Consider the following 12,889-nt stretch of genomic DNA (forward strand, 5'->3'; position numbering starts at 1 on the left):
CGAGGTGGCCACCGGCGTCCGCCGGCCTCGGGCGGACATCGCGAGCCGGTGGCGGGCAGCGTGCTTACGCGCCGACGGAGATGCCGAACTCCGCTTCGATGATCTCGAACATGGGGTCCCAGGTCTTCCATTCGGTGTTGGTGTGGACGGCGATCGTGTGTCGGCCGTCGGGGGTGCCCACCGCGAAGAACCAGGATCCCCAGAGGCTGCCGCCGACGCCGCGCAGCGTCCGGCCGCCCGTCGCCTGCTTGTCGAACTGGAACAGGCCGAGGCCGTAGCGGGCGTGCGGCATCCTCGATCAGCGATTCCCAGTTCTCAGGGGTGACCGCCGCCGGGTCGACGCCGTCCTTGAAGAACAGGTTCGAGTATCCCCGCGGGTGCGGATCGGGGTATCCCGTGTCCGTGGAGGGGCGCACGTAGGTGCGGGTCAGGCCGAGCGGCCGGATGACCCTGCGCTTGACCTCCTCGGCATAGCCGTTGCCGGTGACCTTCTCGATGATCGCGCCGGCGAGGTGGAAGCCGCCGTTGGCGTACTCGAAGCGTTCGCCGGGCTCACCGACCGGCGGCTGAGAGACCGCCACCCTCAGCGCAGGCTGATCGATCCGCAGGCCACCGGCCGGCCCGATCAGCTCGGTGACTCCGTGCGGGTGTTGATCAGGTTGTCGATCGCTTCCTGCCGGGGCATGTCGGCGCCCCGCTGATAGGCCCTGGCATAGCCGGTACGGCCGAGCCGGTCCACCAGGGTGGCCACGAGCGCGTTCAGCTCCAGATCGCCGCGGTCGAAGGTGCCGCGGATGGCCTCGCTCATGCCGAGCGCGGTGGCCGCGCCCGCCGGTTCGCCCTCGAGCAGCAGCAGCCGGGCCAGGAGCTGGGCGGCCGGCGGTAGGTCCATGTTCGCCTGTGCCGCCTGGACGGCGGCGGGCAGCATCTCGCGCGCCCGTACGGCGTCACCGGCGGTGAGGAGGTTGGCCGTCCTGGCGGGAAGCAGCAGGCTCTGGCTCGTCTCGGCGGGAAGGGACCACTCGCGGGCGACCCGTTCCAGCCGGTCGAGTTCTCGATCGGCTCGGTCGATCTCGCCGCAGCGGCGATACAGCTCTGCCGAGCAGGCGTGGACCTGGATCTCCAGCATGGGCTGACCGTGGTCCCAGGCCGCCTGCCGCGCGGTTTCGAGGTCGTGCCCGGCGCCCTTCAGATCGCCGGCGCGCATGCGTTCGGTGGCGAGCCCGAGCCGGGATGAGATCTCCTCCTGCCAGGCGAGGCCGATACTGAGCGAGATGCTGCGCTCGTGGTCGGCGACCGCCTGGTCGTGGCGGCCCTCGATGGCATGGATCTGCGCCGTGCCGTTCAGCATCATCGCGGTCCACCACCGGTCGCCCGACTCCTCGAACGCGCGCAACGCCCTCGCCGCCGCGCTCGCGCCGCCCGCCCAGTCTCCGCGGGTACGGCTGCGCAGCGCCTCGACCAGGTGGGTGTGAGCGATGGCCCAGCCGTCCGAGCCGTCCCGGACCCGGGTTGTCTCCCGGTCGACCAGGTCGTCCAGGCCTGCCATGAAGGCCGCCGTCAGCGTCATGGCCAGCAGCATCGGATAGCGCAGCAGCGCGCCCGTCCGCGCGCAGTCCTCGGCCGCCGCCCGCAACCGCTCGGCGTCTCCTCCACCGGCCAGCAGGTGGATCGTGGTGAACGCGGCCCTGGCCGCCGGGGGCAGCGCGTCGCCGTACTCCAGCACCCTCGCCACGTAGGCATCGGCCCGGCCGTCATAACGCAGCGTGTCCCAGTACCAGTACAGCGGGCCGAGGATCCGGGCCGCCGCCTCGGCGTCGCCGTCGTCGATGGCCGTCTGGAGGGCGTACACGAGGTTGTCGTACTCGAACTCGAACAACCGCAGCGACTCCGCCTGCTGGTGCGAGCGCAGCAGCGGTTCGTGACGCTCGGCCAGGCCGGCGTAGTGGCGCGTGAGCTTGTGCCGTACGGCTTCGCGCTCCTCGGCGGAGCGGAGTTCGCCGGCCGCGTAGGCCCGGATGGTCTCCAGCATCCGGTAGCCGTCACCGGCCCGCTCCACGATGGACCTGTCGACCAGGGAATCCAGCAGACAGGCGACATCTCCCGCGGAGCCATCCGAACACACCGCCTCGATCGGGCCGAGACCGGCCTTGGCCGGAAACACCGACATCCGGCGGGCGAGTGTCCGCTCCTGATCGGTGAGGAGGTCCCAGCTCCAGTCGATGACCGCGCGTAGAGTCCGCTGCCGCGGCTGGGCCGTCCTGTTGCCGGTGTCGAGCAGCCGGAAGCGATCATCCAGCCGCCGGGAGAGCTCGCCGGCGTTCATCGTGCGCAGCCGCGCCGCGGCCAGTTCCAGGGCGAGCGGCAGCCCGTCCAGCCGGCGCACGATGTCCACCACCGGGCCCGCCGTCGATTCGTCCAGCACGAAGCCGGGCCGTACGGCGACCGCCCGATCGAGGAACAGCCGTACCGCGGTCGCCTCCGCGGCGCGAACGGGATCCGCGTGTGCCGGGGGCAGGGCGAGCGGAGCCAACCGGCACAGCGCTTCACCCATGACCTCCAGCGGCTCCCTGCTGGTGGCCAGGATGGTCAGGTTCGGCAGGCGCTCGAGCACCTGCCAGGCGAACTCGGCCACCGCTTCGGAGATCTGTTCGCAGTTGTCCAGCACCATCACGCCCTCGCCACCGGCCAACAGGGCGACCGATCGATCCAGCGGCGTCCCCGGCGGCAGGGCCGCTGTCGTGGTGATCGTGCCCAGCACCGCCTCGGGCAACCCGGCCGGCGTGTCCACCCCGGCCAGGGGGACGAGCCAGACGCGGCCGCGCCGATGGGCCCGATGCCGGCTCACCGCCTCCACGGCCAGCCGGGTCTTGCCCACTCCTCCGGGACCCACGACCGTGACCAGCCGCGAGCTCTCCAACAGGCCCGCGAGCAGTTTCAGCTCCTCCTGCCGGCCGACGAAGCCGGTCAGCGGGGACGGCAGCCGACCCGCCGCCGCCCGGGAGCGCTCCGGCAGCTCGCCCTCGCCGCGCAACACCGCCAGGTGCGTCCTGCGCAGCTCCTCGGAGGGGTCGACGCCCAGCTCCTCGGCGAGCGTGCGGCGCACCTTCTCGAACAGGGCCAGCGCCTCGAACCGGCGGCCGGCCGCGTGCAACGCCCGCATCCGCAGGACGGCCAGCCGTTCGCGCAGCGGATGCGCCGCGGTCGCCGCCTCCAGCCCGGCCAGGATCTCGCCGTGGTCGCCCAGCAGCAGCTCCGCCTCGAACCAGTCCTCGGTGGCCGCGGCACGCAGCTCCTCCAGGCGGGCGGCAGCCGTACCGGCGAAAGGGACGTCGAGCACGTCGGCCAGCGCGTCGCCCCGCCACAGCGCCAGCGCCTCGCCCAGCAGCGCGGCCGCCTCCCGTCCGGCACCGGCGGCCAGCGCGCCGCGGCCCTGCTTGGCCAGCTCCTCGAAACGACAGGCGTCGACGTCCTCGGCGCGTACGTGAAGACGGTATCCACCGGACGCCAGCTCCACGACCTCGGTCTCGCCCAACGCCCTCCGCAGCCGGTACACCAGCGCGTGCAGCGCTCTGGCGCTCTCCCGCGGCGGGCGGTCGCCCCACAGTCCGTCGATGAGCGAATCGACCGGCACCACCTCACCGCCCGCCAGCGTCAGCCTGGCCAGCAGCGCACGAACCCTGGCCCCGCCGACGTCGATCGGCGCGCCGCCGTCGCCGTAGGCCCGGACCGGCCCCAGCACCTCAACCCGCATGGCCACCAGGCTATGAGGACCCGCTTACAGGGACCGCGCCGCCTGTCGTAGCGCTGTAAGAGCGCTGTCATCGCCGATCGGCATCGTCGAGACCGTCAACGACGACTTCCTGAAAGGCACGACATGACAGGCAAGGGGCACGAGAAGACGCAGCGGCTGCTGGAGTGGGCGGTGGCCGAGCTCGGGATCCCCGGCATCGTCGCCGAGGTCAAGGACGCGGACGGCACCTGGTTCGGCACCGCAGGAGTGGCCGACCTGACGACCGGGGCCAGGCGCGGGCCGGGGGAGTACCTGCCCGTCGGCAGCGCAGGCAAGGCCTTCACCGCCGCCGCGATCCTCACCCTGGAGGCCGAGGGCCGGCTGGACATCGATGATCCGGTGAACAGGTGGCTGCCCGGTGTGCTGGACGCGGGCGGCTACGACGGCGACAGGATCACCATCAGGCACCTGCTCAGCAACACCGGCGGCCTGTTCGCGACGGGTCTCGCGCCGGAGCTGGTGTCCGGCTACGCCAGCAGATCCCGATTCGCCGAGCACCGCTTCGACGTCTGGACCCTCGAGGACCTGCTGAGGCTGACGGTGTCCCAGCCGCCGGTCGCTCAGCCCGGCGAACGCTTCCTCTACGCCAACGGCGGCTTCTCCATCGCCCACGCGATCATCGAGAAGGTCACCGGCGACACCTACGCCCGCGAGGTCGAGCGCACGGTCATCCGGCCGCTCGGCCTGTCCTCCACCTACGTGCGGTCCCAAGGTGACACGGGGTACCGCGGCCCGTACCCGCGCGCGTACTCGACCCAGTTCTACAAGGACGGCGTCGACCCGGCAGCCGTCACCCCGGAGAACTGGGAGTCGATGATGGAGGAACCCGGGCTCGAACCCCTCGACGTCACCGAGTTCGACACCTCCTGGGAGCCTGGGAACCTCGTCTCGACCACCGGCGACATGATCCGGTTCGTCGACGCCGTGGCCGGCGGCGGCCTGCTGCCACCCGCGCAGCACCACAAGATGTGGACCACGGTCTCCACCGAGGGTGCCGGCTGGCTGCCGCACACCCGCTACGGCCTCGGCCTGTTCGAGCTCGACAGGGCGGTGACGGGCGGGCGTACCGTGGGCGGGGTGGCCGGCAGCTACTGGGGGCACATGTTCTGCGCGCTGGGCACCCCCGACGGCGAGCGCACCATCGCCTTCCACACCAACACCGAGGCGAAGAGCTGGGATCTCCTCTTCAAGATGGCTGAGGCGGAGCTCGGCATCACGCTCGGCGCATAGGCACCAGGCTCGGGCAGCGACCGCGCCGCCTTCGTGGACCTTCCCGGCTGTTCCCGGCCCGTGGCAGGAAGACCCGGTGAGGCTTGGCGGCCACCTCGTGCGGGGGCGGGCGCCCCCCACGGTGTGAGGGTGCTCGGTCAGGCAGGGCCCCGGCGTCGCCGCTCCTCGAACACTGCCAGCGCCCGCCTGTGTACAGCGTCAGTCTGCGGCTCGTCCTCCAGCGGCATGGCCGGCCGCTCCTCGGCGGTGAGGTCTGCCCGCTCCTCGGGGGTCAGGGTGTGGGGGTTGTCGTGAGCGTCCATGTCGCCAGCATCGGCGCCGGCGTGGCGGTCAGGCGGGCGAACAGCGCTTTGTCCCGATCTGTTCTGGCCTGTCTGGCGAGGCGAACGGGCCGGCCCTGCGTTGACGTTGCTAGTGACCCGCACGAACCGGAGTCCTGGGACGCCGGCCTCGAACTGGTCGAGGAGCAGATCCTCACCCGCGCGCCGGAAGCCGCCCGGTTCCCGCAACCGCTCCGCGCGCTGACCCGTCTCACCGCCCGCAGTACCGCCTTGTCGCGGCAAGGGGCGCGCGTTCTCCGCTACCGGTTCTGACATGTCCGGCGGATCAAGAAGCCTCAGTGGTCTGCCATGCTTCGAAGGCATTTCTTGACCGTCGGTGCCCCGCGCTCGGGCCCGCTCCGAGGAGTTCACCCCCATGGACCGCAGACGTTTCCTCACCCTGACCGGCGCCACCGCAGGCCTGCTCGCCGTGGATCTCCCTCGGCGGGCGCTGGCGGCGAGCTACCCGTTCGCCAACGGCGGCGTCCCTGACGAGATGCATACCAAGATGGGGGAGTTGGCGCCGTACGGCATCGCGGCTGTGGCCTTCACGCCGTCCAACGGTTGGGTGATCGTCACCCAGGACGGCCGCTACTTCGCCCGCGGCGTGCCCGACGCGTGTTTCGCCGAGCTCGGCAAGATGGTCGACGCGGGTGCGAAGATCCACTGTGTGGCCTTCCCGCCGGAGGGCGGCGACCGCTGGGTGATCACCAGTGACAGGGGGATGTCCGCGCGCGGCCTTCCCGAGGAGTGCCACCAGCGCGTCAGCGACAGCTACGCCGCCGGCCAGCAGGTCGTGCACGTCGCGTTCCCGCCGGCCGGAGGGAACCGCTGGGTGGTGGCCGACACCAAGGCCTTCTTCGCCCGGGGTGTCGACGACGAGTGCTACCAGATGATGCGCAACCTGACCCAGGGCGGACGGCGGGTGACCCGCGTCGCCTTCCCCAAGAGCGGCGGGTGGGCGGTCGTCGCGCAGGACGAGCTGCACGTGCGCGGCATCGATGAGGCCTGCTTCCAGGAGATGAACGACCTCGCGGCCGACGGCTGGCAGATCCACAACGTCGACTTCTCGCCGGCCGGCGGCTGGTCGCTGAGCACGCGCGGCAAGGTGCCGTCGCTGCCCGCCGACCGGGCGCGGCAGGTGGAGAACGCGGTGGGCGGCGCGACCATCTGGCAGCGGATGAGCGCGTGGAAGACGCCGGGAGTGGCCATCGCGGTGGTGGTCGGCAACAAGATCGCCTGGTCCACCGGGTACGGCTGGCTGGAGGCGGGCAGCGGCGCCGCGGCGCACCCGGAGACCGCGTTCCAGGCCGCCTCCATCAGCAAGGCCGTGGCCTCGGTCGGCGTGCTGCGCCTCATGCAGACGCTCAAGCAGCCCCTGACCAACGACGTCCGCCCCTACCTCGGCTGGACCCTGCCGGGCCGTTCCTGCGTCTCCTCGACGGCGGTTCCGACGATCGACCGCCTGCTGACGCACCGGGCCGGCGTCATCGGCCGTGGCTCCACTTTTCCGGTCAGCGCCTGCTCCGGCTTCGATGCCGGTGGCGGCGGCTTCGCCGGGTACGGCCCGGACGCTGCCGTACCCTCGCTGCTCCAGGTCATGAACGGCCAGGGCGACTCCCCGAAGATCGAGCTGTCCACCAGCCCGGGGGCCGAGTTCCACTACTCCGGCGCGGGGTTCGTGCTGTTGCAGCGGATGGTGGAACAGAAGACCGGCCTGCCGCTGGCCCAGTACATGGACAAGGAGGTGTTCGCGCCGCTCGGCATGAAGAACAGCTCGTACGCGCTGTCGCCCGGCTTCGAGCTGGCCGCCGGCCACACCAAGGCGGGCGCAGTCATCCCGGGCAAGCGCAACCGCTACCCGGAGTCGGCCGCCGCCGGCCTCTACACCAACGTCCTCGACCTGTGCCGCCTGGTGTGCTACCTCAACAAGGCGTGGACCGCCTCCGGTGACATCGCCGGACCGCTTTCCAAGGCCTCCACCCGCACGCTGCTCACCGCGGGCCCCCAGCCCACCATGGGGCGCGGCTTCTTCATCGCCGGCTCCGGGACGAACAGCTTCTCCTACACCCACGACGGCTCCAACTACGGCTTCAAGTCTGTGTTCAAGGGCTATCCGCAGCTCGGCGCCGGGTACGCGATCCTGGCCAACGGCGACAACATGGACCTGGTCAACGAGATCGCCTCGGCCATCCGATCGGTCTACGGCTGGGCCTGAGCCCGCAGGGCCCGGCAGGCAGGTGTCCGGCTGGGACGGGACGGCCGCCGCAGGCTGCTCAGCAGGCGCGGCCGTCAGCCTCCCGCCCTCGGCCGGGACGAGGAGGGCGGGGGCGAACCGGAGCGGGGACATGGTCTGCTCCCTCCCCAACCCTTGAGACAGGCCAGGGAATCGGCGTCCTTATTCTCGTCGGGCCGTTACACTCAAGGATTTGCAAATCATAGATTACGTGATATGCGGGGCGAGGCCTGTCGAAACAGCGGTATGCTTTTTCTGCTCCCTCAACCGGCCGGCCCATTTCGGTGAGCTCTGCGCAAGACGCTTTTCGTGAAGTCGGATGATATGGCCAACTCGTAAGAGGAGGCACTGTCATGGCAGCGAGCGTACTCAAAACGGGAAGGCGTGCGTCGCGGTCAATTGTCGCGATGGCATTCGTCGTCACGTCGACCCTCCCGGCTTCCGGCGCCGTCGAAGTCGGCCGTGACCGAGTCCGTCAACCCGTGACCGTGTGGATCGGCAACGTGGCCAGCGGCCTGCTCGTGCAGGCCGGGCCGGAGTCCGCCGACGCGCCGCCGGTCCTTTGGTATCCGCGCTGGTCATCGAGAGATGACCACTTCAGGCTCGAGCCCATCGGTGAGCCGGACGGCTGGAACGGCTCCTTTCGCATCAAGTCGCTGCAGTCGGGGAAATGCCTCGCTCTCCGGTTCCCCGCGTCGCATCAGGACGGGGTCAGGATAGACCAGCAGGAATGCGGCGAGCACCCGACCCAGCACTGGCGTCGCGAGCCTCTTGAGGGCGGACAGTGTTCGGCCGACAGGCTCAACTGCTCGGGTCCGGTCAGAATCCAGAATGTCTACGGTCGGAAATGCCTCGATGCGGCCAATCCGAATTTTCCGAAGCCGCCACAGGTCGGCGCCCCCCTGCAGCAATGGTCATGCGTCACCTCCAGTTCCAGCGCATGGGCCGTCAACCAGACCTGGGATTTCGGCAAAAGGATCAGGGCGAGGTCGACGACCTTCCCCACCGTTGAGATGCAGCAGATGGTGGACCAGGTCATCCGGGTACGGCGCGACGAAGGCCGCTGCCCCGATCCGAGCGTGCGGATCGACGTTCGGCTCAGCGACATAGCGAGAGCTCACAGCCAAGACCTGGCCGCGAACTATGCCCGACTCATCACCGCGTACCCGGAAGGGGACTCCAAGCGCGGCCATATCGGTTCTGACGGAACGATGCCACCGGACCGCATCAAGTCCGGGAGATTCACCCCCGCGCAGAAGTCGGAGAACTGGGCGCTCGGCACCAACCTGACGCTGGCCCAGGCGATGGACGGGTGGCTGTACCACGATGAGAAGTCCAGCTGGGGTCACCGCGACGCCATCCTCAACTGCGAGTACAGGGTGATCGGCGTGGGACGTGCCCTCGGCCACGACAACCGCGTGTACTGGACGCAGAACTTCGCCCTGAGGTGAGCCGCGCAGGACGCCACCCGCGCGGCAGGCTCGAGGGAGCATGTCGGCGGGCGGACCTCGGTGGCCCAGCGGATCACCGTCCGCCGGGCCGGGGGCATGACGTCACTTGCCGGTGCACAGACCTGTCGTCAATGACTCGTATTCGGACCGTTATACGCACCGGTGGCGCCGTTGACAGACCCGCCGGGCGGTCTCTACCGTTCGCACCGGATCTTCTTAAAACGTTCTGCGCGAAGGGCGGACGTCCGGATGAAGCTCACCATCGCCGACCCCGGGCCGGTCAGCGCGCTGCCGATCCTGCGGCCCCCCGCCGTGGCCGTCACCGACTTCGGGCACCCGCCCTCGATGCTCCCGTACGGCAGGCGCGACTCCTACGGGCGGCACCCGGTCGAGCGGGAGGTGCCCGCCGTCACGCTGGAGAACGAGCGGTTGCGGGCGGTGTTCCTGCCCGGCCTCGGCGGGCGGTTGTGGTCGCTGGTCGACCTCGCCACCGGCCGGGAACTGCTGCACCGCAATCCCGTGATCCAACCGGCCAACCTCGCCCTGCGCGACGCGTGGTTCGCCGGCGGCGTGGAGTGGAACCTCGGCACGACCGGCCACTGGGCGTTGACCTGCGACCCGCTGCACGCGGCCTGGGTGGAGGCGCCGTACCCCGTGCTGCGGCTGTACGAGTACGAACGGTTGCGCGGCCTGGTCGTCCAGATCGACGTCGGCCTCCCGCCCGGCTCTCCCGCCCTGGTCGTGTCCGTCTCCGTCCGCAATCCGCGCCGGGAGACCGTACCCGTCTACTGGTGGTCCAACATCGCCGTCCCGCAGACGCCCGGCACTCGCGTCCTCGCCCCTGCCGCCCAGGCCGATCACTTCGGATACACCCAGCGCCTGACCACCGTTGCCTACCCCGGCGACCCCGACGCCAGCTATCCCGGCACCTGGCGCGCGGCCGCCGACTACTTCTTCCACGTCACGTCGGACACCCCCTGGATAGCCGCCGTCGACGGCGAAGGCCACGGCCTGCTGCACACCTCCACCTCCCGCCTGAAGGGCCGCAAGCTGTTCGGCTGGGGCACCTCTCCCGGCGGCGCCCACTGGCAGCGCTGGCTGTCCGGCCCGCACGCTCCCTACCTGGAGATCCAGGCCGGCCTGGCGCGGACCCAGCTGCAGCACCTCCCCCTCCCCGGCGGCAACACCTGGACCTGGACCGAGACCTACAGCCCCCTCACCCTCGCCGACCCCCACGCCCCCTACGACCAGGCGCGCGCGGCCGTCGAGGCGACCGCCGGGACACTCGCCCGGACCCGGACCGCCGCCCAGGGGCACGCGGGCGGCGCGTGGGCCGATCGTCCCGTCGCCGAGGCCGTCCACCGCGGATCCGGATGGGGGGCGCTGGAGCGCAGGGCCGGGGAACTGCCGGCATCGGCGGTCACGCCGTTCCCCGACGACACGCTCGGGGAGGAACAGGAGCCGTGGCTGACCCTCCTCGACGAGGGCCGGTTGCCGGGCGAGGCGGTGTGCGTGGTCGGACCGCACTGGCTGAGCCTGCTGCGCGCGGCGGCGGACTGGCACGGCCTCTACCATCTGGGCCTCAACCTGTGGGCCACGGGTGACCGGGCCCAGGCCACGGACGCCTGGAGCAGGGCACTGGCCGAGCGGCGCCATCCGCTGGTCCTGCGGGCGCTCGCCGAATCCCACCGCATCGACGGCGACGACCCGGCCGCGGCCGTCCTTCTCCTGGAAGCGCACACGCTGGCGCCCGCCGTACGCCCGCTCACCGTCGAGGCCCTGTCCGCCCTGATCGCCGCCGGCCGCCCGGCCGACGCCCTGACGCTCGTCGACGGCCTGGCCCCCGGCGACCGCGCCCACGGCCGCATCCGCCTGCTGGAGGCCCAGGCCGCCCTGGCCGCGGGCGACCGCGACCGGACCGGCCGCATCCTGGAGGAGGGCCTGGTCGTGCCCGACCTGCGCGAGGGCGAGGACGCCCTGGACGACCTGTGGTCCGCCTATCACGGCGGTGACCGCGACCTCCCGGCGGAATACGACTTCCGCATGAGCTAGCGGCGCAGCCGTTGTCCGCGACCCGGCCACGTCGTGGGAGCGGGGCACTACCGGATGGTCCGGCTCCTGGCCCCAGGAAGGAGACGATGATCGTCCACGGTGGGGAGGAACGGGCGATGGGCGGCTCCTAGCGTGAGCTTCGATCGTTCGAACCAAGGAGTCGTCGTTGCTCTCGCTCTTCCTCGCGGCGGGCCCTGTCGCCCCACCAGACGGACCCGCCTGGCATCCCTCCCGCAACGTCGTCCCGCCGTCGTCCGGGCCGGCCGCGATCTCCGCAGGGGTGACGCGCACCCGGGGGCGACGGCCGGAGGTGGACACCCTGTGATCCGGAAACGGACAAGCGTCCTCGTCGTCGCGGTGTCGGCCGCCGTCGCGGCGCTGCTGGCCACCCTGGTCGTACCCGCCCGCCCGCACCTCGGCCCGCAGACAACGGGTGATCCGGCGCTGGCAGGAGCGGTACGGCACGCGGCACTGCCGTCGGCCGGCCACGTCGGACTGGCCGTGGCTCGCATCGAGAACGGCTCCGTCAGGACCGCGGGACTGGGCACCGACCGCCTGCGAGACGGGAAGCCCGTGACCTCGCGCACCCTGTTCGAGTTCGGGTCGGTCATCAAGACCATGACCGCCATGGTCCTCGCCGACATGGTGGACAGGGGGGAGGTCCGCCCGCGGACCACTCTCGCCGAGGTCGTTCCGGCCCTGCGCGGCACCGCGGTGGCGGCGACATCGCTGGAGGAGCTGGCCGGCCACCGCTCCGGCGTTCCGCGCCTTCCTGCCTCGTTCGGCATCTCGTCGGTGATAGCCGGCGAGACCGGCGGCAACCCCTACCGCGGGCAGAGCACCGCCCGCGTGGTCGGCGACGCCGCGCGCACGGTCCCCGTGGGCAGGGGCGAGATCGCCTACTCCAACCACGGCTTCGCCCTCCTCGGCCATGCGCTCGCCGCGCGGGCGGGAACCACCTACGAAGCGTTGCTGCGCGAGCGTCTCCTCGATCCGCTGGGCATGCGGGACACGGTCCTGATCAGCGACAGCGCGCGCCTGCCCGAGCAGCGGGCGCACGGCTACCTCACCTCCGGCCTGGAGGCGGACCCCTGGCCCAGCGAGGGGTACGCGCCCACCGGCGCGGGCGGCTGGAGCACGGCCGAGGACCTGGCCCGCTACCTGGCGGCCACCATCGCGGGCGACGCGCCGGGGGCGTCCGCGACCGAGCCGCGTTGGAAGATCGCCGACGATGACTTCATCGGCTACGGCTGGCGCACCACCGGCGCCATCACCTGGCACGACGGCAGCACGGGCGGCTTCTCCAGCTACGTCGGCCTCGACCGGGGCAGCGGGCGCGGCGTGGTCGTCCTGGGCAACTCGTCCGCCTCGGTGGCCTACATCGGTGAGGCACTGCTCGGCGTCCGGACGCCGGCCCACGCCGACCCGCTCGCCGGCGGGCTTCCGCTGATCGCCATCACGGTTCTGGGCCTGCTCGCCGTCGCCCGCACCGCGGAGGTGGCCGTTCGTCGCGGGAAGCGCCCCATGCTGCCGCTCCCCGACCGGCTCAAGCTGATCTCGATGACCTGGCGCGGGCTGGTGCTGCTCGCGATCACCTGGATGCTGGGCGCCTGGGCCGTCGTGTGGCCGGGGCTGTGGGTCCTGGCGGCGGTGTCGCTCGCCGCCGGAGCGGCCGTGGGGCTGGTGAGGGCGCCGCGGCTGCCCCTGGCCAGGACACCGCGACTGCGCTGGGTGACCACGGCGGCCTCGCTGCTGCTGTGGGCCTGCGCCGCCTCGGCCGTACTCGTGGCGTGGACGGCACGCTAGC

8 protein-coding genes and 1 pseudogene are annotated in these 12,889 nt (G+C 71.4%); 5 read left to right on the forward strand and 4 right to left on the reverse strand.

Features of this window, described 5'->3' with window-relative positions; genetic code table 11:
* Nucleotides 1-64: 64 nt before the first annotated feature.
* The 3 genes and pseudogenes from ACWENQ_RS03860 to ACWENQ_RS03870 all read right to left on the reverse strand — a co-directional run bounded on the left by ACWENQ_RS03860 (nt 65) and on the right by ACWENQ_RS03870 (nt 3,754).
* Entirely contained in the window at nt 65-292 is a 228-nt protein-coding gene (locus ACWENQ_RS03860) for a hypothetical protein (protein WP_452412993.1), read from the reverse strand.
* Between the two features lie 172 nt (nt 293-464).
* A pseudogene (locus tag ACWENQ_RS03865) lies at nt 465-581 on the reverse strand (serine hydrolase); the annotation flags it as partial.
* 44 nt (nt 582-625) lie between these two features.
* Complete coding sequence (locus ACWENQ_RS03870) at nt 626-3,754, reverse strand: AfsR/SARP family transcriptional regulator (RefSeq protein ID WP_452412808.1); 3,129 nt, start codon at nt 3,752-3,754, stop codon at nt 626-628.
* 123 nt (nt 3,755-3,877) lie between these two features.
* On the opposite strand from ACWENQ_RS03870, the gene ACWENQ_RS03875 reads away from it, so the two are divergent.
* Entirely contained in the window at nt 3,878-5,023 is a 1,146-nt protein-coding gene (locus tag ACWENQ_RS03875; protein ID WP_452412809.1) for a serine hydrolase domain-containing protein, read from the forward strand.
* Between the two features lie 137 nt (nt 5,024-5,160).
* Here the strand turns inward: ACWENQ_RS03875 and ACWENQ_RS03880 are convergent, their stop codons facing one another.
* The gene (locus ACWENQ_RS03880; RefSeq protein ID WP_449916514.1) at nt 5,161-5,325 is read right to left on the reverse strand and encodes a hypothetical protein; all 165 of its coding nucleotides are present in this window, start codon (nt 5,323-5,325) and stop codon (nt 5,161-5,163) included.
* 394 nt (nt 5,326-5,719) lie between these two features.
* On the opposite strand from ACWENQ_RS03880, the gene ACWENQ_RS03885 reads away from it, so the two are divergent.
* The 4 genes from ACWENQ_RS03885 (at nt 5,720) to ACWENQ_RS03900 (ending at nt 12,888) form a co-directional block, all read left to right on the forward strand.
* Nucleotides 5,720-7,561 carry a serine hydrolase domain-containing protein gene (locus ACWENQ_RS03885; protein ID WP_452412810.1) on the forward strand — a complete coding sequence of 614 codons (1,842 nt, stop codon included), beginning with the start codon at nt 5,720-5,722 and terminating at the stop codon, nt 7,559-7,561.
* A gap of 425 nt (nt 7,562-7,986) precedes the next feature.
* The gene (locus ACWENQ_RS03890) at nt 7,987-9,030 is read left to right on the forward strand and encodes a CAP domain-containing protein (RefSeq protein WP_452412811.1); all 1,044 of its coding nucleotides are present in this window, start codon (nt 7,987-7,989) and stop codon (nt 9,028-9,030) included.
* Between the two features lie 249 nt (nt 9,031-9,279).
* On the forward strand, nt 9,280-11,082 hold the full coding sequence (locus ACWENQ_RS03895) for a DUF5107 domain-containing protein (RefSeq protein ID WP_452412812.1): 1,803 nt from the start codon (nt 9,280-9,282) through the stop codon (nt 11,080-11,082).
* Between the two features lie 321 nt (nt 11,083-11,403).
* Nucleotides 11,404-12,888, forward strand: coding sequence for a serine hydrolase domain-containing protein (locus tag ACWENQ_RS03900; protein ID WP_452412813.1), 1,485 nt, complete (start codon nt 11,404-11,406; stop codon nt 12,886-12,888).
* Nucleotide 12,889 lies beyond the last annotated feature (1 nt).

It is taken from the genome of Nonomuraea sp. NPDC004354, assembly GCF_053602555.1.

Coding starts and splice junctions, on each gene's coding strand:
- ACWENQ_RS03885 (WP_452412810.1), top strand. CDS start 5,720: ATGGACCGCAGACGTTTCCTCACCCTGACCGGCGCCACCGCAGGCCTG.
- ACWENQ_RS03860 (WP_452412993.1), bottom strand. CDS start 292: ATGCCGCACGCCCGCTACGGCCTCGGCCTGTTCCAGTTCGACAAGCAG.
- ACWENQ_RS03895 (WP_452412812.1), top strand. CDS start 9,280: ATGAAGCTCACCATCGCCGACCCCGGGCCGGTCAGCGCGCTGCCGATC.
- ACWENQ_RS03880 (WP_449916514.1), bottom strand. CDS start 5,325: ATGGACGCTCACGACAACCCCCACACCCTGACCCCCGAGGAGCGGGCA.
- ACWENQ_RS03890 (WP_452412811.1), top strand. CDS start 7,987: ATGGCATTCGTCGTCACGTCGACCCTCCCGGCTTCCGGCGCCGTCGAA.
- ACWENQ_RS03870 (WP_452412808.1), bottom strand. CDS start 3,754: ATGCGGGTTGAGGTGCTGGGGCCGGTCCGGGCCTACGGCGACGGCGGC.
- ACWENQ_RS03875 (WP_452412809.1), top strand. CDS start 3,878: ATGACAGGCAAGGGGCACGAGAAGACGCAGCGGCTGCTGGAGTGGGCG.